This is a genomic window from Achromobacter sp. D10, from assembly GCF_035282245.1.
GTDB lineage: Bacteria > Pseudomonadota > Gammaproteobacteria > Burkholderiales > Burkholderiaceae_B > Achromobacter > Achromobacter insolitus.
Genome location: NZ_JAYJLE010000001.1, coordinates 980,361 through 997,929 on the forward strand (window position 1 = coordinate 980,361; position 17,569 = coordinate 997,929).

Sequence of the window (17,569 nt, forward strand, 5' to 3'; positions counted from 1 at the left end):
TGTCAGCCCATCAGGCGCGCGAGTTCCGCGCCGGGGTCCTTGGCGCGCATAAAGGCTTCGCCCACCAGGAAGGCGTCTACCTTGTGTTTGCGCATCAGTTGCACGTCTTCGGGCTTGAGGATGCCGCTCTCGGTCACGACACGCTTGCCGGCGGGGATATGGGGCAGCAGGTCCAGCGTGTTCGACAGGCTGGTCTCGAAGGTGCGCAGGTTGCGGTTGTTGATGCCCAGCAGCGGCGTCTTCATCGTCAGGGCGACGTCCAGTTCCTTGGCGTCGTGCACTTCCACCAGCACGTCCATGCCCAGTTCCATCGCCAGGGTTTCATAGTCGCGCAGTTGCGCGGGACTGAGCGCGGCCACGATCAGCAGCACGCAGTCCGCGCCCATCGCGCGCGCGACGATGATCTGGTAGGGATCGATCACGAAGTCCTTGCGCAGCACCGGCAGCGAGCAGGCGGCGCGCGCCTGGCGCAGGTGGTCGTGGGAGCCCTGGAAGAACTGCACGTCGGTCAGCACCGACAGGCAGGCCGCGCCGTGCACCGCGTAGGTGGAGGCGATTTCCGGGGGATTGAAGGGGTCGCGCAGCACGCCCTTGGAGGGCGAGGCTTTCTTGATTTCAGCGATGACGCCTGGCTTGCCTTGGGCGATCTTGTCTTCGATGGCTTGGGCAAAGCCACGCACGTCTTGCCGCGCCTGCGCTTCGCGCAGGACTTCGGCTTCGCTGCGCATCTGGCGAGCGGCGGCGACTTCCTCGGCCTTGACGGCGAGGATCTTCGCGAGAATATCGTTCATTTCAGGAATTTCCGGGTATATGCGCAGAATTCTTCCAGCTTGGCTCGAGCCGCGCCGGTGGAGATAAGTTCAAATGCTAGAGCCAATGCCTCGGGAATGGAATCGGCCTTATTGCCAGCATAGATGGCGAGTCCTGCATTGAGCGCGACGATGTCGCGGGCGGTTCCCTCGACATTTTCCAGCGCCTCGATGACAAGCTCTCGCGATTGTTCGCGATTGGACACCTTGATGCTCCGGTTGGACATCATGGATAGCCCGTAGTCCTCGGGATGGATCTCGTATTCTAGGACTTTGCCGTCCTTGAGTTCGCCCACCATGGTTGCGCCGCCCAGCGAGGCTTCGTCCATGCCGTCCTTGCCGTGCACCACCAGCACGTGGCGCGAGCCCAGGCGTTCCAGCACGCGCACCTGGATGCCGACCAGGTCGGGGTGGAATACGCCCATCAGCTGGTTGGCGGCGCCGGCCGGGTTGGTCAGGGGGCCCAGGATGTTGAAGATCGTCCGTACAGCCAGCTCCTTGCGCACGGCGGCCACGTTCTTCATGGCTCCATGGTGGGCGGGGGCGAACATGAAGCCGATGCCGGTTGCCTGGATGCATTCGGCCACCTGTTCCGGGGTCAGCGTCAGGTTGGCGCCCAGGGCTTCCAGCACGTCGGCGCTGCCGCTGGAGGACGAGGCGCTGCGGTTGCCATGCTTGGCGATCGGCACGCCGGCCGCCGCGGCCACGAACATGGCGGTCGTGGAGATGTTGAAAGTGTGGCTGCCGTCGCCACCGGTGCCGCACATGTCCAGCAGGTCGGCGGGGTTGGGCGTGACCACGGGCGTGGCGAACTCGCGCATGACCTGCGCGGCCGCGGTGATTTCGCCTATGGTCTCTTTTTTCACGCGCAGGCCCATCAGCAGGGCGCTTGCGATCTGCGGCGACATTTCGCCGCGCATCAGCATGCGCATCAGATGCAGCATTTCGTCGTGGAAAATTTCGCGGTGTTCAATGCAGCGCGTCAGCGCTTCGGCGGGAGAAATCGTCACGATGCGTCCTTCTTAGGCGAGGTTCAGGAAATTGCGGAGCAGGGCGTGGCCGTGCTCGCTGAGCACCGACTCGGGATGGAACTGTACTCCGTATAGCGGCAAGGTCTTGTGGCGCACGCCCATGATGTCGCCGTCCGGGGCGGTGGCGGTGACGGCAAGGCAGTCGGGCAGGGTGGCAGGATCGATGGTGAGCGAGTTGTAACGGATCACCGTGTACGGAGTGGGCAGATCGGTGAAGATGTCCGTGCCCGTGTGCGAGATCTGCACGGTCTTGCCGTGCATGATCTGCTGGGCGCGCACGATATCGCCGCCGTAGGCCGCGCCGATGGCCTGGTGGCCCAGGCATACGCCCAGGATGGGCTTCTTGCCCGCAAAGGCCTGGATCACGGGCACCGAGATGCCCGCCTCCGCCGGAGAGCAGGGGCCGGGCGACACGCAGATGCGGTCCGGGTTCATGGCGGCGATCTCTTCCAGCGTGATCTGGTCGTTGCGCGCCACGCGCACGTCTTCGCCCAGTTCACCGAAGTACTGAACCAGGTTGTAAGTGAAAGAGTCGTAGTTGTCGATCATCAACAGCATTAAATTCTCCTGAAGGGCCGTCAGGCGGCCCGGATGTGTCCGTGGGGGGCCGGGCCTCAGATGGGTTCGTCCAGGCCGTGCTGCACCTGCTCCGCCGCGCGCAGCACCGCGCGGGCCTTGGCTTCGGTTTCGGCCCATTCGGCTTCGGGATTGGAGTCGGCCACGATGCCGGCGGCGGCCTGTACGTACAGCGTGCCGTCTTTGATGACGCCGGTGCGGATGGCGATGGCCACGTCCATTTCGCCGCCATAGCTCAGGTAGCCGGCCGCGCCGCCGTAGATGCCGCGGCGCACGGGTTCCAGTTCGTCGATGATCTTCATGGCCTCGACCTTGGGCGCGCCGGTCAGGGTGCCGGCGGGAAACACCGCGCGCAGCACGTCCATGCTGCTCAGGCCAGCGTCGCCGGGCCGCCCCAAGGCGCTGGCAGCCCCCTCGGGGGGCACCTCGCGCAGTGGGCGTGGGGGCGTTTTCTTGGAGCTCAGCGTGCCGGTGACGTTGGACACCAGGTGCATCACGTGCGAATAGCGTTCGATCACCATGGTGTCGCTGACCTTGACCGACCCCACCTCGGCCACGCGGCCCACGTCGTTGCGCGCCAGGTCGATCAGCATTACGTGCTCGGCGACCTCCTTGGGATCGGCCTTCAGTTCGGCGGCCAGGGCGGCATCTTCCTCGGGCGTAGCGCCGCGCTTGCGGGTGCCAGCCAGGGGACGGATGGTGATCTGCGACTTGGGTTCACCGTTTTCCAGCACGCGCTCCTGGCGCACCAGGATCTCAGGAGACGCGCCGACCACCTGGAAGTCGCCGAAGTTCCAGAAATACATGTAGGGGGAGGGGTTGAGCGACCGCAGGGCGCGGTAGAGGGAGAGGGGGGAATCGCGGAAGGGCTTGGCGATGACCTGGCCGATCTGCACTTGCATCAGGTCGCCTGCGGCGATGTGTTCCTTGGCGCGGAGCACGGCCGCCAGATAGTCTTCCTTCTTGAAGTCGCGCCGCTCTTCGGTCTGCATGCTGGCGTGGCTATAGGGAATTTCAACGGGGCGTCGCAGGCGGGCGCGCAAGTCGTGCAGGCGCTGCTGCGCGCGGCTGTAGGCCTCGGGCTGGCTCGGGTCGGCGTAGACCATCAGGTAGATGCGGCCGGCCAGGTTGTCCACGATGACCAGCTCGTCCACGTGCATCAGCATCAGGTCGGGGGTACCGCCTTCCATGCCGGCGGGAAACGGCTTGACCGCGGGTCCCAGGCAGGGCTCGATGTGGCGCACCGTGTCATAGCCGAAGTAGCCCGCCAGACCGCCGCAAAAGCGCGGCATGCCCGGACGCAGGGCGACCTTGAAGCGGCTTTGGTATTGCTCGATGAAGGTCAGAGGATCGCCGTCATGAGTTTCGGCGACCTTGCCGTCGTGCAGGACTTCGGTGCGGGTGCCGCTGGCGCGGATCACCGTCCGCGCCGGCAAGCCGATGAAGGAATAGCGGCCGAAGCGCTCGCCGCCCACCACCGATTCCATCAGGCAGGTCATGCGCCCGCCCTGGGGGCCGGCATGCGCCAGTTTCAGGTAGATGCCCAGCGGGGTGTCCAGGTCGGCATAGGTTTCGGCGACCAGCGGAATGCGGTTGTAGCCTTGTGCGGCCAGGGCCTTGAATTCGATTTCGGTCATGTCGGGTCTCGTAAGCGGTTTATCTGCTATCGGACCAGGCGCGCAATGAAAAAGCCCGGTCCAGGTTACTGGTTCCGGGCTTGGCTCTGTGTTTACACAGCTACGGCACTAGGCGGCATACGCGTCCAGGGCCGGGAGGGATCATCGCCACCCGGAAGACAAACGCCACCAGCGCCACGAGGCGCCGAGCATTTGGTTCTGGATGGAAACGTTCATTGAGCTTTGTTCAGTATTGAATTCGCGGTCAGCCGCCGGGGTGTTCAGGAGCCTGTTTTGGCCGCGTTCTGGTTTTGATTCCAGAGCGTGACCCACTGGGCGGCGGCGACTAGCGTGTCAACTATACCATCGACATCCAGCTCGCGCACGTCCCGTCCTTCGTTGTAACCATAAGGCACCACCAGGACCTGCGTACCCGCGCTGCGGCCCGCCTGCGCGTCATTGATGGAATCACCGATGGTCACGGCTTCGTGCGGGGCCACGCCGAGCAGGTCGCACGCATGCACCACCTGATCCGGATCGGGCTTGCGGCGCTCGCAGGTGTCGCCGCACACCACGGCGTCGAAAAAGCCCGCCAGGCCCGTGCGCTGCAGCAGCGGCAGGGTGAATTCGGTGGGCTTGTTGGTGACGACGGCCAGCTTCAGCCCTTGCTCGCGCATGAGCTTCAGGCCGTCGATGACGCCCGGGTAGATCTGCGCTTTTTCGCCATTGGACAGGTGGTAGTGGCGATAGAAGGCGGCGCGGGCGACATCGAACTCGGCGGCGGTGGGATCGGCCGCCTCCAGGCTGCCGGCCAGGCTGCGGCGCACCAGGTTGTCCACGCCCTTGCCCACGAAGGTGGCCACCACGTCTTCGCGCAGCGGGGACATGCCCAGCTCCACGCGCATGGCGTTGGCGGCGAAGGCCAGGTCGGGGATGGAGTCCAGCAGGGTGCCGTCCAGGTCCAGCAGCGCGGCGCGAAAAACGGTCATGACGGTTCCCGAGGCTTAGATGGCGGTGGTTTCGCCGATGGCGATCTGTTCGCGCATGGACTTGATGATGCCCGCGTAGTCCGGCTTGCCGAAGATGGCGGAGCCGGCCACGAAGGTGTCGGCGCCGGCGCGGCGGATTTCAGCAACGTTGTCGATCTTCACGCCGCCGTCGACCTGCAGCATGATTTCCTGGCCGCCAGCCTGCGTCCAGGCGTCGATCCTGGCGCGCGCCTCGCGCAGTTTGGTCAGCGCGGCCGGGATGAAGCTCTGGCCGCCGAAGCCGGGGTTGACCGACATGATCAGGACCAGGTCGATCTTGTCCATCACGTAGTCGAGGTAGGAGAGCGGGGTGGCGGGATTGAACACCAGGCCGGCCTTACAGCCGTTTTCACGGATCAGCGACAGGGTGCGGTCCACGTGACGGCTGGCGTCCGGGTGGAAGCTGATGTAGTCGGCGCCAGCCTTGGCGAACATCGGCACCAGGTCATCCACCGGCTCCACCATCAGGTGCACGTCGATGGGCACCTGGACGTGGGGGCGGATGGCCGCGCACACCATGGGGCCGATCGTCAGATTGGGGACATAGTGGTTGTCCATCACGTCCACGTGGATCCAGTCGGCGCCGGCGGCGACGACGTTGCGGACTTCCTCGCCCAGGCGGGCGAAGTCGGCCGACAGGATGCTGGGGGTGATGCGGGTGGAAGCCTGTTGGGTAGACATGATGTTCGGGATCGGGGAGGGCATAATGTGCCATTATTGCAGTTTGAGGCGCGGTACCGGGAATGGCCCGGCCCGGCAGGTCCGGGAACCGCGTCTTTTCCAGCGTCCGGCGCCGTACCACGGCCGCCCGCCAGCACTACACAGGGAAGGACTGTGAAACCTTACGACCTGAGCGTCTCTGTCTCTCCGCGCTTCGTGCCCGAACAGTCCGATCCCGGCGAGCAGCAGTTCGTGTTTGCCTACACCGTTCGCATCACCAACACCGGCGAACATCCCGCCCAAGTGATCAGTCGTCACTGGATCATTACCGACGGCAACCAGCGCGTGCAGGAAGTGCGCGGGCTGGGCATCGTGGGTCAACAACCCTTGCTCGCGCCCGGCGAAACCTTCGAATACACCAGCGGCTGTCCCCTGCCCACGCCGGTGGGAACGATGCGGGGCACCTACCACTGCGTCGGCGAGAACGGCATTCCGTTCGAAGTGCCGATCTCCGAATTCGTCCTGGCCATGCCACGCACCCTGCATTGAATGGCCAGGCCGCCCGTCGCCCGTTTTTTCATTTGCTCATGAAGCGCATTCTCAGTCTGTCCGTGCTGTCCGTATTGCTGGCGGCATGTTCCACCCCTTCCGACATCCCCCCCGATTCCGGTTCGTCCGGACTCCCCGGCCCGTCCGCGCCCGCGGCCGACGGCCCTCTGGTGGTGCCGTCGCTGTCGGCGCTGCCCGACTCCCCGCCGCGTGCGCTGGCAGGCAAGTTCAAGGCGGCCAACTGGGCCGAGATGCCCGGCTGGACCAACGACGACCTGTCGCGGTTCTGGCCCTTGTTCCTGCGTAATTGCCGCGGTTTGATGCGGCCGACCAGCGGCAACCTGGCCGCACCCGCGCGTGCCACGCCGCGGGCCTGGCAGCCGGTCTGCGCCGCCGCCGCGGATCCGGCCCGCGCGCCGGCCGCTGGCGACGGCGAAGGCGTGCGCCGCTTTCTCCAGACGTACCTGCAGCCCTGGCGCCTGAACGCGGCCGACGGCAAGCCGGCCACCAATACCGTGACGGGCTATTACGAACCCCTGGTGCGCGGTTCGCGCCGCCAGGGCGGCAGCCATCAATGGCCGCTGTATGCCGTGCCCTCTGATCTGCTGACCATCGACCTGGGCTCGATTTATCCGGAATTGGCGGGTAAGCGCGTGCGCGGCAAGCTGGATGGCAAGCGCGTGGTTCCCTACGACACGCGCGCGGCGATAGAATCTTCGGGTCGCCGCCCGCCCGTGCTGGTCTGGGTGGACGACCCCGTCGACAACTTCTTCCTGCAGGTACAGGGGTCGGGCCGTGTGCAGCTGACCGACGGGCCCGACTCCGGCAAGACCATCCGCGTGGCCTACGCCGACCACAACGGTCAGCCGTACGCATCCATCGGCCGCTGGTTGATCGATCGCGGCGAGCTCTCCGCCGACCAGGCTTCCATGCAGAACATCCGCGCCTGGGCCCAGCGCAACCCCAAGCGCGTGCCGGAAATGCTCAATGCGAATCCGGCCGTGGTGTTCTTCCGGGAAGAGCAGGTGGTCGATCCGGAACAAGGCCCCAAGGGCGCCTACGCCGTGCCGTTGGCGCCCATGCGCTCGATCGCCGTCGACGCCGGTTTCGTGCCGCTGGGCACGCCGGTGTTCCTGGCCACGACCTATCCCGCGTCTGACCGGCCGTTGCAACGGCTGGTCCTGGCCCAGGATACGGGCACGGCCATCCGCGGCGCTGCCCGCGCCGACTTTTACTGGGGCTACGGCGACGAAGCCGGCCAGCAGGCCGGCCGCATGAAGCAGCGCGGCCAGATGTGGGTGCTGTGGCCTAAACAGGCCGGGGAACCGAGCGCAAGATGAGCCATCAGATCGTTGTTTGCGGGGCCGGCATCGTCGGCCTGTCCACCGCGCTGGCGCTGGCCCGCCGCGGCCAGCGCGTGGCGGTGTTGGCGCCGCGCGCCAGCGTGCCGCCGGCCGATGCCGACCGCTACCATCCGCGCGTCTATGCCATTTCGCCCGCCAGCCAGCGCTTTCTGGCCGAGCTGGGCGTGTGGGATGCCATGCCGGCGTCCCGGCTGACCCCGGTCACTGGCATGGAGATCCACGGCGACGCTGATGGCCAGGTAAACCTGAGCGCCTGGCAGGCCGCATTGCCGCAGTTGGCGTGGATCGTCGAATCCGGCGAAATCGAGCGGGTGCTGATCCAGGCCGTCCGCATGTTCGGAATTCCCTGGCTAGAGGACCGCTGCACGGGCTACCGGGACGGCGCCATCGACACCGAAAGCGGCGCTCGCATCGAGGCCGAGCTCTTCGTCGGCGCGGACGGCGCCGCATCGCCGCTGCGCGAGGCCGCGGGCCTGAAGCATGAATCCGTGTCCTACCATGACACGGGCCTGGTGGTGCACCTGGATGCCGAACGTCCGCACCAGGGCACTGCCTTCCAGTGGTTCCGCGACGACGGCGTACTGGCCCTGCTGCCGCTGCCCGACACCTCGGCCGGCCCGCAGGTCTCCATGGTCTGGTCCATGCGCGCCGAGCCTGCCCAGGCTTTGCTGGCCCTGCCGCCCGAGGAACAGGCCGCTCGCCTGGAAACCTTGCTGGCCGATGCCGCCGAAGGCCGCCTTGGGGCGCTGAAGGTCCGTAGCAAGCTGCACGGTTTTCCGTTGACCCTGGAACGCGCCCAGATGGTTGCGCCCGGCATTGCGCTGGCAGGCGACGCGGCGCACCGCTTGCATCCTTTGGCGGGCCAGGGGCTGAACCTGGGCCTGGGAGACGTCGAGGCCTTGGCCCGCATCGTGGCGGGCCGCGAGGCCTACCGCGCGGCGGGCGACCTGCGCGTCCTGCACCGCTATCAGCGCGCGCGGGCCGAACCGGTCCTGGCCATGCGCCTGGCGACGGATGGCCTGCACAAGCTGTTCGCCTCGCGGGCGACGCCGCTGGTCTGGTTGCGCAATGCCGGCATGCACTGGGTGGAACGGACCCCGCTGATCAAGCGCCGCCTGATTACCGGCGCCTCCGCCAACTAGGCGCTTTCGGCGCCGCGGGCGGAACCTCGCCCGCCGGTGGGCTGTCTGATTTACAGGGGGCGCCTGCTCGTGCAGGCCGGATTCGCCCAGGCGCGGATCGGTTACCCTTTCCGCACAAGAACACGATAGACAAGTACAGGAGTACCGATGAATTTCCGCATATCCGCCACGCTGGCGGCTTGTTTCCTGGCCGCGGGCCTGGGCTTGTCCGCCGGCGCGGCGGCCCAGGGAGACAAGTCCGTCTCCACGCAGTCCGTCGGGCAACCCGGCAAGGGCGACAAGAGCTATTCCACCACCCAGGTGGCGCCGGCCGATCCCGTGGCGGACGCGGTCAAGGATCGTTTTCGCCAGCGTTTCGACGGCATGGATGTGACTGCTGTGCGCCGCACGCCCTACGGCCTGTTCGAAGTTCAATTGGGCATGGACTTGATCTACACGGATGAAAAGGTGACGTGGGTCATGGAAGGTCCGTTGATCGATGCCATGACGCGTCGCGATGTCACCCGCGAATCCCAGGAACGGCTGAGCGCCGTATCGTTTGACCAATTGCCGCTCGACCTGGCCATCAAGCAGGTCAAGGGCGACGGTTCGCGCAAGGTTGCGATCTTCGAAGATCCCAACTGCGGCTATTGCAAGCAATTGCGCAAGACCCTGGAAAACGTCGACAACATCACCGTCTACACCTTCCTCTATCCCATCCTGTCGCCGGACTCCAAGGACAAGGTGCGCGATGTGTGGTGCTCGAAGGATCCGGGCGCTGCCTGGGACGACTGGATGCTGCGCGGCAAGAAGCCCGCGACGGCGAATTGCGATGTGCCCGAGGACAAGTTGCTGGCCCTGGGCCAGAAGCTGATGGTGCGCGGCACGCCGACCACGTTTTTTGAAGATGGCTCGCGCGCCAGCGGCGCCTTGCCCCTGGAGCAATTCAAAGCCCGCTTGAACTGACCGGCGCGGTGCGCCGGCCGGGAGGCTGGCGCCACAGGCGCCACGCCACCCGGAGACACCTCTTGAAAATCGCAATACTCGACGATTACCACGACGTAGCCCAGCGCTACGCGGATTGGACCTCGCTGGGCGGTGACGCCGAGGTGCGGATCTTCAACAATTTCATCCCCGAAGGGCAGGTCGAGGCATCGCTCGAACCCTTCGATGTGATCGTCGCCATGCGCGAGCGCACTCCGTTCCCCGCGCAACGGATCCGCGCCCTGCCAAATCTGCGCCTGCTGGTCACCACGGGCATGCGCAACAATTCCATCGACATGCAAGCCTGCGCCGAGCAAGGCATCATCGTTTGCGGCGCGCCTGGCAGCGCCGACGCCAACACCGCCACGGCCGAATTGGCCTGGGCGCATATCCTGGGCCTGTTCAAGCACCTGCCCGCTGAAGACGCGGCGATGCGCCGCGGCATGTGGCAGACTGCCATGCCCGAGCCGCTGGCGGGCAAGCGCCTGGGCGTGCTGGGCCTGGGCAAGCTGGGAACGGCTGTGGCCAAGGTGGGGCTGGCGTTCGGCATGAACGTGGTGGCCTGGAGCCCCAACCTGACGGACGAACGCGCCGAGGCGGTGGGCGTGAAGCGGGTGGACAAGCACGAGCTATTTGCCACCTCCGATGTCGTCAGCCTGCACCTGATCCTGTCCGCGCGCAGCCGGCATGTCGTCGACGCCGCGGCGCTGGCCGCGATGAAGCCCACCGCATATCTGGTCAATACCTCGCGCGCCGGCCTGGTGGACCAGGAAGCCCTGATGGACGCGCTGGTGAAGTTCCGTATCGCCGGGGCCGGCCTGGATGTCTATCCCGAAGAGCCGCTGTCGCCCACGGATTCCGTGCGCGACCTGGACAACGTGATCCTGACTCCGCATCTGGGCTATGTCAGCCGCGAGAATTTCGAAGCCTTCTACCAGAACGCGCTCGAAGCGGTGAAGGCATGGAAGGCAGGCAAGCCCATCAGGGTATTGAATGCCTGATGTAGGCGCCCGCCGGGGCCGCAAAAAAAGGCTGCTTGCGCAGCCTTTTTTTTGCCCGCGCCGGTTTAGCTGCGCGTGAACGTCATCTTCTTCTCGACAATGGCGCCAGGCTCCTGCGCTTGCGGCGCATCGCCGCAGGCTTCCCCCGCATCTTCCTGCGGGTCCTCGGCGTCGAACGCCGTGTCGCCGTTGGCGTCCGGCATGCCGCTGGGCTTCAGGCCCACGAAGTCGAACAGGTCCCGATCCATCAGGTGCGAGGGCACCACGCGCGACAGCGCATTGAACACGTTCCATGAGCGGCCAGGATGCTGCTTGTCCCATTCCTTGATCATGCGGCCTACTTCCTTGCGCTTCAGGTTCTCTTGCGAGCCGCAGAGATTGCAGGGAATGATGGGGAACTGCTTGAGTTCCGCGTAGGCGATCAAGTCGGTTTCCGGCACGTAGGCCAGGGGGCGGATCACCGTGTGGCGGCCATCGTCGGACACCAGTTTGGGCGGCATGCCTTTGGCCTTGCCACCGTAGAACAGGTTCAGGAAGAAGGTGCCCAGGATATCGTCGCGGTGATGTCCCAGCGCGATCTTGGTCGCGCCCAGTTCCGATGCGACGCGGTACAGGATGCCGCGGCGCAAGCGCGAACAGAGCGAGCACATGGTCTTGCCTTCTTCCAGCACGCGCGTGACGATGGAATACGTGTCCTGCGTCTCGATGTGGAAAGGCACGCCCAGCTCCGTCAGGTACTGGGGCAGGATATGGTCGGGAAAGCCCGGCTGCTTCTGGTCCAGGTTGACGGCGATCAGCTCGAACTTGAAGGGCGCGCGCTTTTGCAGCTGAAGCAGGATGTCCAGCAGCGCGTAGGAATCCTTGCCGCCCGACAGGCAGACCATCACGCGGTCGCCGTCTTCGATCATGTTGTAGTCGGAAAGGGCGCGCGTGGTTTCGCGGGCCAGGCGCTTGGTCAGCTTGTTGCCTTCGTGCCGGCGCTTTTCCTCGGCTTCGGTGCGAAAGCGCACCTCGGGGGTAGCAATGTCGTTCATGGTCAACGCGTGATCTGGATTTCCACGCCCACCGCCGCGCAGTCGGAGAAGGCCATGGGCTTGCTGATGCGCAGGCGCAACGCGCGGATTTCCTGGAAATCGGCCAGCAGGCGCGCCGCGACCTGTTCGGACAGGGTTTCGATCAGGTTTACGTGCGCCTGCGTGCACTCTTCCACGATGGCCTCGCGCAGCCGGCGGTAGTCCAGCACGCTATGGATGTCGTGGTCGTCGACCGAGCGCTGGATGTCCACGTCGAAGTCGGCGTCGACATGCAGGGGCTGGGTGGCGCGGCGCTCGTGCTCGAGGATGCCGATGCGGGCGTCGAGCGCAAGCCCGGAAAGAATGATGCGGCGTGTAGGCATGATGAAAACCTGGGTGGGATAGCCCGGAATTGTAAGGCGACAGCGGAACGGGGGCAGCGCGCTGGCTACAATCCGGCCATGTCCGGGCGCCCGCGAGGCGCCGGCGCAGTCAATAAGGGGTGAAATGCAACAGTTGCACGATTCGGTCATTGTAGGCGGCGGCCCGGCCGGCGCCTCCTGCGCCCTGTGGTTGGCGCGCTTGGGCCTGTCCCCGTTATTGGTCGAGGCAGGACCCCGGCTCGGCGGGCTGGGCAATGACAATCCCTTTGCCGACGATTGGATCGCCGTGCTGCCCGGCGTGACCGGGCAGCAGGTGGCCGCCAATATCGACACTAGCGTGCGGGCTGCCGGCGTGCAGGTGCGCTTGCAGACCCGCGTAACGGGGGTGCGTCCCTGCAAGGGCGGCATCGAGGCCACGCTAACCGGCCCGCAAGGCGCGGAATCCCTGGTGCGCGGCCGTACCCTGGTCATTGCCTCAGGCGTGCGCGCCAAGGGGCTGCCGGACCATCCGCCCGGCGCATCCTGGCCCGGCGTGCTCATCGGACCCGGTTCGCCCATCGTGGCGCAGGACTATTCGGGCCTGTCCGTGGCGGTGCTGGGCGGGGGCGACAACGCCTTCGAGAACTACGTCTATGTGCGCAACCGTGGCGCCCGCAGCGTGCATCTCTATGCCCGCAGCGTCCGCGCCCAGCAGCAATGGGTGACGCGCGCCGGCCGCGAGGGCGTGCGCATAGGGCCATACAAAGTAGACCCGGCCACTCGCAGCGTGGATGGCCGGCAGTACGACCTGATCCTGGTCTTCTACGGCTGGGAGCCCCAGGCCGGCTTTGCCGACAGCCTGCACCTGGCTCGCGACGAACGTGGCTACATCCGCACGGACTTTGCCACCGCCGAGACCAGCGTGCCGGACATCTACGCCGTGGGCGAAGTGGCCCATCGCATGCATCCCTGCGTCGTGACCTCCATGGCCGACGGCGTGGTGGCCGCCAAGGCCATCCAGCGCCGCTGGGAGCGCGGCGGCGTGTAGTCGATGGATGGCCTTGCCCGCCGCGGAACGCGGATGGCGGACCTCTCCTCAGGTTGCCAATGGGCGGCGGGTGCGGCGTTCAGCTCAGGCGAAGCCTCTCATCCAGATTCGAGAATGGTCATTTGCCCGCGCGGCGACCACACTCTGTGCCACAAGTTGATCGAACAATGATTGCATTGGGAGACAAACATGTTGCACGCATATCGCTGGCTGGCTGCCAGCGCGATGGCGCTTGCCTTCGCCTGTCCGGCCCAGGCCGCTTGGCCTGAACGGCCGATCACGCTGATTATCCCGGCTTCGCCCGGCGGAACCACCGATATCTCCGCGCGATTGATTGCTGACAAACTTAGCGCCAAGCTGGGCCAGCAGGTCATTGTGGAGAATCGCGCGGGGGCGGCCGGCATCATCGGCGCCCAGGCGCTGGCACGCGCCAAACCCGACGGTTACACCCTGCTGATGGGCAACATCGGCCCTAACGCCATCAACTACGCGCTGTACAAGACGTTGCCTTACAAACCGGCCGACTTCGCGCCGATCACGCTGGTGATCTCGGTGCCCAACGTGCTGGTGGTGAATGAAGCCTCGCCGGTCCGCAGCGTGGCAGACCTGCGGGCAGAAGCGCGGCGGGATCCTGCCAAGGTGTCTTTTGGCAGCTCCGGCGCCGGCCAGTCGCCGCATCTGTCGGCCGAGCTGTTCAAGCAACGCGCGGAGATTTCCGGCACGCACATTCCCTACAAGGGAGCGGGGCCCGCGGTGGCGGCGCTTCTGGGCAGGCAGTTCACCTTCATGATCGACAACCTGCCCAGTTCGATGCCCTACATCCAGTCAGGCAAGCTGCGAGCGCTGGCCGTCACGAGCGACAAGCGCCTGGCGGAACTGCCGGACGTGCCGACCATGGCCGAAGCCGGCGTCAAGGACATGGTGGTCACCGCCTGGTTCGGCCTGGTGGCACCAGCCGGCACGCCACGGGATGTCGTGGACAAGCTCTACATCGCTACGCGCGATGTCGTGCGCAGTCCCGACATCAGCGACCGCTTCAAGGCTATGGGCGGGCAGGCGGGCGGCAACACTCCCGCGGAATTCTCCGCATTCATCGATCAGGAACGCGCCCGCTGGATGCAGATCGTGGATGCGGCGGGCCTGGTCCAGGAGCAATAAGTGATCGACAAGATTCAAGCGTCCTTGGCCGATGCCGTGGCGGTGATTCCGGATGGCGCGTCGGTGCTGGTCGGCGGCTTTGGAGAGGCTGGCGTTCCCTATGAACTGCTTCATTGCCTGGCAGAACTGGGGCGGCGCGAACTCACCATCATCTCGAACAATGCAGGTACGTTCGAACGCGGTATTGCCGCGTTGCTGATCCGCAAGCAAGTGCGCAAGATCATTTGCTCGCACCCGCGTCCGCCCAATTCCGAAGTCTTCGCGCGCGCCTACCGCGCCGGCGAAGTCGAACTGGAATGCGTGCCGCAAGGCACCTTGGCCGAACGCCTGCGCGCTGCGGGCGCGGGGTTGGGGCCTTTCTACACGCCTACTGGCTACGGCACCGAACTGGCCGAAGGCCGCCGCCAGGAGGTGATCGACGGGGTGGGCTACGTCCTGGAACAGCCGCTGCGCGGTGACTATGCGCTGATCCGCGCCCATCAGGGCGATCGCTGGGGAAACCTGATGTATCGGCACGCCGCGCGCAACTTCAACCCGGTGATGTGCATGGCTGCAGGGCATGCCATCGCGCAGGTCGATGAGGTGGTGCCCCTCGGGGCCTTCGTGCCCGAACAGGTCATGACGCAGGGAATCTTCGTGAAGTCCGTCGTACGCGTGGAGGCCTGACATGCAAGAAACCATCGGCCTGACCCGACAGCAGATCGCGCAGTTGCTGGCCAGCGATCTGCCGGACGGCTCCATCGTCAACCTGGGCATCGGCATGCCGACCCTGGTGGGCGACCATCTGCCGCCGGACAAGGACATACTCCTGCACAGTGAAAACGGAATCCTGGGCATGGGCGCCGCCGCCAGCGGTCAGTATGTGGATACGGATCTGATCAACGCCAGCCGTCAGCCGGTCACGCTGCGGGAAGGCGCATCCATCACCGAGCACACGATCTCCTTTGCCATGATGCGCGGCGGCCACCTGGACTATGCGGTGCTGGGCGCGTTTCAGGTGTCGGAACGAGGCGACCTGGCCAACTGGAAGACCGACGCGAAAGACGCCATTCCTGCCGTGGGCGGCGCGATGGACTTGGCGGTTGGCGCGAGACAAGTGTGGGTCATGATGGAGCATCGCGGCCGCGATGGCTCGCCGAAGCTGGTGAGGCAATGCTCGTATCCGCTCACGGGCAAGGGGGTGGTCGCGCGCATTTACACCGACCTGGCGGTAATCGACGTGACGCCGCAAGGCCTGAATGTCCACGCCATGCATTTCGGCATTGATGAAGCCTTCCTGCGCTCGGCTACCGAGGCGCGGCTGCATTTTTCGGCGCCGCGCCGCATCGTGCTGGATGCTGCCGGCACGCCCCGCTACGCCTGATGCCCGGACCCGGACCCCGGACCAAGGAGATCCTGATGATCCGTTCCCTATCGGCAGCAGCGCTGCTCGGCATGGTCTGCCTGGCCGCGGCGCATGCCGCACCCTCGTATCCCGACAAGCCGATCACTCTCTTGATCCCGTATCCGCCCGGCGGCAGCGCGGATATGCTGGCGCGTCCCTTGGGCGCGGAGCTGCAGAAGAAGTGGGGTCAACCCGTCGTGCTGGAGTACAAGCCCGGCGCCGGCGGAACCATCGCGTCCGCACAGTTGGCGCGCGCCAAGCCCGATGGCTACACGCTGCTGATGGTGCTCGCAGCTCACGCGATCAACCCCAGCCTGTATCCGTCCCTGCCTTACGACACGCGTCGTGATTTTGCGCCGGTGTCGCTGGTGGCCACGTTGCCGATGCTGGTGGCGGCGCCGTTGAGCACGCCGGCCAATACCATTGGCGAGTTGGTTTCCTATGGCAAAACCCATCCGGGCAAACTCAGCTTCGCGTCGGCGGGCAACGGCAATACCAGTCACCTGGCTGCCGAAATGTTCAAGAACCAGACGGGAGTCGACATGATGCATGTGCCGTACAAGGGCAGCGGCCCCGCCGTGGTGGCCTTGCTGGGCGGCGAGGTTTCACTGATGTTCGACAGCATCTCGACGTCGCTGCCTCAAGTTCGAGCAGGAAAGCTGAAGGCCATCGCCGTGACGGGGGAGCGCCGCTCCCCCCTGCTGCCCGATGTGCCGACGGTGGCCGAAAGCGTGCCTGGCTTCGTCGTCAACGGCTGGTACGGCGTGTTGGCGCCAGCCGGCACGCCGTCTGAAATCATAGACATCCTGAGCCGCGGCATGGCCGAAGCACTGGCAGTACCCGCATTGAAGCAGCAGGTGGAGGGCTACGGGTATGAGGTGGTGGGCTCCTCGCCCGCAGTGTTTGCCGACCACATCAACCGTGAACTCGCAACCTGGAAACAGGCAGTCGAAACCTCGGGCGCCAAGCTGAACTGATCGGCGTGGGCTCAGGCCGCGAGCAGAAACTCCACCACTGCGGTCTCGAACGCCTCCGGCACTTCGATGTTCGGCATATGCACGGCCGGCAGCGTCAGCAGTTTGGCGCCGGGGATGGTCGCGGCTATCTGTTCTCCATGACTGGCCGCGGTGACCGTGTCGTGCTGGCCAGCGATGACCAGTGTCGGGTTGGGAATAAGGGCGACGGTGCGGCGCAGGTCGGCGTCCCGCACGGCGGCAAACGCACCCGCCAAGCCATGCTTGTCGATGCCCAGCAGCACCGAGCGGAACGGTTCCAGGGCGGGGTGGCCGGCTTCGATCCATGACGAGGGAAACCAGTTCCTGAGGAAGGTCTGCGCCGTTTCCGACATGTCCTGAGCCCGTAGTGTGGCGGCGATGCGCTCGTCCCATTGCGGCGCCGGCCCCAGATAGGCCGAGGTATTGCTCAGGATGAGGCGGTCGATGCGCTCCGGCGCATGCACCCCCAGCCACTGGCCGACAATGCCGCCCAGCGAGAGCCCCAGGAAATGGGCGCGCGCGATGCTCAGCCCATCTAGCAACTCCAGCACGTCGCGGCCCAGGCGGTCCAGCGAGTAGGGGCCCTGAGGCACGCTGGATGCGCCATGGCCGCGGTAGTCGTAGCGCAGCACGCGGAAATGACGGGTCAGGGCCGGGATCTGAGCATCCCACATATGCAGGCTGGTGCCGATGGAGTTGGCCAGCACCAGCGTGGGCAGGTCTGCGCGGCCATCGTAACGGTAGGCGATGCGGGCGCCGTCGCCGGCGGTGAAGAAGGAAACGTCTTGCATGATGGTGTACCTCGCGTTTGACAGGTGTGAGGCAAATCGTAGTTGCGCGCCCTAAAAGAAAAAATTACAAAGTTCGCAC

The 17,569-nt window shown here is 65.6% G+C and carries 19 protein-coding genes; 10 read left to right on the forward strand and 9 right to left on the reverse strand.

Annotated elements, in window-relative coordinates; all coding sequences use genetic code 11:
* Positions 1–2 precede the first annotated feature (2 nt).
* From trpC to rpe, 6 genes are all read right to left on the reverse strand, one after another.
* On the reverse strand, positions 3–791 hold the full coding sequence (gene trpC / locus VCS63_RS04700) for an indole-3-glycerol phosphate synthase TrpC (protein ID WP_238913086.1): 789 nt from the start codon (positions 789–791) through the stop codon (positions 3–5).
* Positions 788–1,819 (reverse strand): anthranilate phosphoribosyltransferase, encoded by a 1,032-nt coding sequence (gene trpD / locus VCS63_RS04705; protein ID WP_063639282.1) that lies wholly within the window; start codon positions 1,817–1,819, stop codon positions 788–790. The genes trpC and trpD overlap by 4 nt, the downstream gene beginning before the upstream one ends.
* A gap of 12 nt (positions 1,820–1,831) precedes the next feature.
* Positions 1,832–2,398, reverse strand: a complete 567-nt coding sequence (locus VCS63_RS04710) for an aminodeoxychorismate/anthranilate synthase component II (protein ID WP_042795593.1) — start codon at positions 2,396–2,398, stop codon at positions 1,832–1,834.
* Between the two features lie 56 nt (positions 2,399–2,454).
* Positions 2,455–4,053 (reverse strand): anthranilate synthase component I family protein, encoded by a 1,599-nt coding sequence (locus tag VCS63_RS04715; RefSeq protein WP_112966911.1) that lies wholly within the window; start codon positions 4,051–4,053, stop codon positions 2,455–2,457.
* Positions 4,054–4,313: 260 nt separating this feature from the next.
* On the reverse strand, positions 4,314–5,021 hold the full coding sequence (locus VCS63_RS04720; RefSeq protein ID WP_042795591.1) for a phosphoglycolate phosphatase: 708 nt from the start codon (positions 5,019–5,021) through the stop codon (positions 4,314–4,316).
* Between the two features lie 15 nt (positions 5,022–5,036).
* Positions 5,037–5,765 (reverse strand): ribulose-phosphate 3-epimerase, encoded by a 729-nt coding sequence (gene rpe / locus VCS63_RS04725; RefSeq protein ID WP_323878606.1) that lies wholly within the window; start codon positions 5,763–5,765, stop codon positions 5,037–5,039.
* A 129-nt stretch (positions 5,766–5,894) separates the two neighbouring features.
* Here rpe and apaG point away from each other — a divergent pair, with 129 nt between their 5' ends.
* From apaG to VCS63_RS04750, 5 genes are all read left to right on the forward strand, one after another.
* A complete protein-coding gene (gene apaG / locus VCS63_RS04730; RefSeq protein WP_039882644.1) occupies positions 5,895–6,269 on the forward strand; it encodes a Co2+/Mg2+ efflux protein ApaG in 375 nt (124 codons plus the stop codon).
* A gap of 38 nt (positions 6,270–6,307) precedes the next feature.
* The gene (locus VCS63_RS04735) at positions 6,308–7,609 is read left to right on the forward strand and encodes a murein transglycosylase A (RefSeq protein WP_063639284.1); all 1,302 of its coding nucleotides are present in this window, start codon (positions 6,308–6,310) and stop codon (positions 7,607–7,609) included.
* Positions 7,606–8,775, forward strand: coding sequence for a UbiH/UbiF family hydroxylase (locus VCS63_RS04740; protein ID WP_104653888.1), 1,170 nt, complete (start codon positions 7,606–7,608; stop codon positions 8,773–8,775). The genes VCS63_RS04735 and VCS63_RS04740 overlap by 4 nt, the downstream gene beginning before the upstream one ends.
* 147 nt (positions 8,776–8,922) lie before the next feature.
* Complete coding sequence (locus VCS63_RS04745; protein ID WP_042795588.1) at positions 8,923–9,720, forward strand: DsbC family protein; 798 nt, start codon at positions 8,923–8,925, stop codon at positions 9,718–9,720.
* A gap of 62 nt (positions 9,721–9,782) precedes the next feature.
* The gene (locus VCS63_RS04750) at positions 9,783–10,739 is read left to right on the forward strand and encodes a D-2-hydroxyacid dehydrogenase family protein (protein WP_323878611.1); all 957 of its coding nucleotides are present in this window, start codon (positions 9,783–9,785) and stop codon (positions 10,737–10,739) included.
* Between the two features lie 65 nt (positions 10,740–10,804).
* Here VCS63_RS04750 and ttcA read toward each other — a convergent pair whose 3' ends face one another.
* Positions 10,805–11,773: a tRNA 2-thiocytidine(32) synthetase TtcA gene (gene ttcA / locus VCS63_RS04755; protein ID WP_042795586.1), complete on the reverse strand. Its 969-nt coding sequence runs from the start codon at positions 11,771–11,773 to the stop codon at positions 10,805–10,807.
* A 2-nt stretch (positions 11,774–11,775) separates the two neighbouring features.
* Positions 11,776–12,135 carry a dihydroneopterin aldolase gene (gene folB, locus VCS63_RS04760; RefSeq protein WP_008164827.1) on the reverse strand — a complete coding sequence of 120 codons (360 nt, stop codon included), beginning with the start codon at positions 12,133–12,135 and terminating at the stop codon, positions 11,776–11,778.
* Positions 12,136–12,259: 124 nt separating this feature from the next.
* Between folB and VCS63_RS04765 the strand changes: the two genes are divergently transcribed.
* From VCS63_RS04765 to VCS63_RS04785, 5 genes are all read left to right on the forward strand, one after another.
* Positions 12,260–13,162, forward strand: a complete 903-nt coding sequence (locus tag VCS63_RS04765; protein ID WP_323878614.1) for an NAD(P)/FAD-dependent oxidoreductase — start codon at positions 12,260–12,262, stop codon at positions 13,160–13,162.
* A 189-nt stretch (positions 13,163–13,351) separates the two neighbouring features.
* Positions 13,352–14,320 (forward strand): Bug family tripartite tricarboxylate transporter substrate binding protein, encoded by a 969-nt coding sequence (locus VCS63_RS04770; RefSeq protein WP_063961385.1) that lies wholly within the window; start codon positions 13,352–13,354, stop codon positions 14,318–14,320.
* Entirely contained in the window at positions 14,321–14,986 is a 666-nt protein-coding gene (locus tag VCS63_RS04775; protein WP_042795584.1) for a 3-oxoacid CoA-transferase subunit A, read from the forward strand.
* Between the two features lies 1 nt (position 14,987).
* Positions 14,988–15,683, forward strand: coding sequence for a 3-oxoacid CoA-transferase subunit B (locus VCS63_RS04780; RefSeq protein ID WP_323878617.1), 696 nt, complete (start codon positions 14,988–14,990; stop codon positions 15,681–15,683).
* Positions 15,684–15,718: 35 nt separating this feature from the next.
* On the forward strand, positions 15,719–16,681 hold the full coding sequence (locus VCS63_RS04785; protein ID WP_280133323.1) for a Bug family tripartite tricarboxylate transporter substrate binding protein: 963 nt from the start codon (positions 15,719–15,721) through the stop codon (positions 16,679–16,681).
* An 11-nt stretch (positions 16,682–16,692) separates the two neighbouring features.
* On the opposite strand, the gene pcaD is transcribed toward VCS63_RS04785, so the two are convergent.
* Positions 16,693–17,490: a 3-oxoadipate enol-lactonase gene (gene pcaD / locus VCS63_RS04790; RefSeq protein ID WP_323878620.1), complete on the reverse strand. Its 798-nt coding sequence runs from the start codon at positions 17,488–17,490 to the stop codon at positions 16,693–16,695.
* Between the last annotated feature and the right edge of the window lie 79 nt (positions 17,491–17,569).

Bases quoted from the DNA above. Each gene is read 5' to 3' on its own strand.
- trpC (WP_238913086.1), bottom strand. From the start codon at position 791: ATGAACGATATTCTCGCGAAGATCCTCGCCGTCAAGGCCGAGGAAGTC.
- VCS63_RS04710 (WP_042795593.1), bottom strand. From the start codon at position 2,398: ATGCTGTTGATGATCGACAACTACGACTCTTTCACTTACAACCTGGTT.
- VCS63_RS04715 (WP_112966911.1), bottom strand. From the start codon at position 4,053: ATGACCGAAATCGAATTCAAGGCCCTGGCCGCACAAGGCTACAACCGC.
- VCS63_RS04720 (WP_042795591.1), bottom strand. From the start codon at position 5,021: ATGACCGTTTTTCGCGCCGCGCTGCTGGACCTGGACGGCACCCTGCTG.
- rpe (WP_323878606.1), bottom strand. From the start codon at position 5,765: ATGCCCTCCCCGATCCCGAACATCATGTCTACCCAACAGGCTTCCACC.
- VCS63_RS04735 (WP_063639284.1), top strand. From the start codon at position 6,308: ATGAAGCGCATTCTCAGTCTGTCCGTGCTGTCCGTATTGCTGGCGGCA.
- VCS63_RS04740 (WP_104653888.1), top strand. From the start codon at position 7,606: ATGAGCCATCAGATCGTTGTTTGCGGGGCCGGCATCGTCGGCCTGTCC.
- VCS63_RS04745 (WP_042795588.1), top strand. From the start codon at position 8,923: ATGAATTTCCGCATATCCGCCACGCTGGCGGCTTGTTTCCTGGCCGCG.
- ttcA (WP_042795586.1), bottom strand. From the start codon at position 11,773: ATGAACGACATTGCTACCCCCGAGGTGCGCTTTCGCACCGAAGCCGAG.
- folB (WP_008164827.1), bottom strand. From the start codon at position 12,135: ATGCCTACACGCCGCATCATTCTTTCCGGGCTTGCGCTCGACGCCCGC.
- VCS63_RS04765 (WP_323878614.1), top strand. From the start codon at position 12,260: ATGCAACAGTTGCACGATTCGGTCATTGTAGGCGGCGGCCCGGCCGGC.
- VCS63_RS04770 (WP_063961385.1), top strand. From the start codon at position 13,352: ATGTTGCACGCATATCGCTGGCTGGCTGCCAGCGCGATGGCGCTTGCC.
- VCS63_RS04780 (WP_323878617.1), top strand. From the start codon at position 14,988: ATGCAAGAAACCATCGGCCTGACCCGACAGCAGATCGCGCAGTTGCTG.
- VCS63_RS04785 (WP_280133323.1), top strand. From the start codon at position 15,719: ATGATCCGTTCCCTATCGGCAGCAGCGCTGCTCGGCATGGTCTGCCTG.
- pcaD (WP_323878620.1), bottom strand. From the start codon at position 17,490: ATGCAAGACGTTTCCTTCTTCACCGCCGGCGACGGCGCCCGCATCGCC.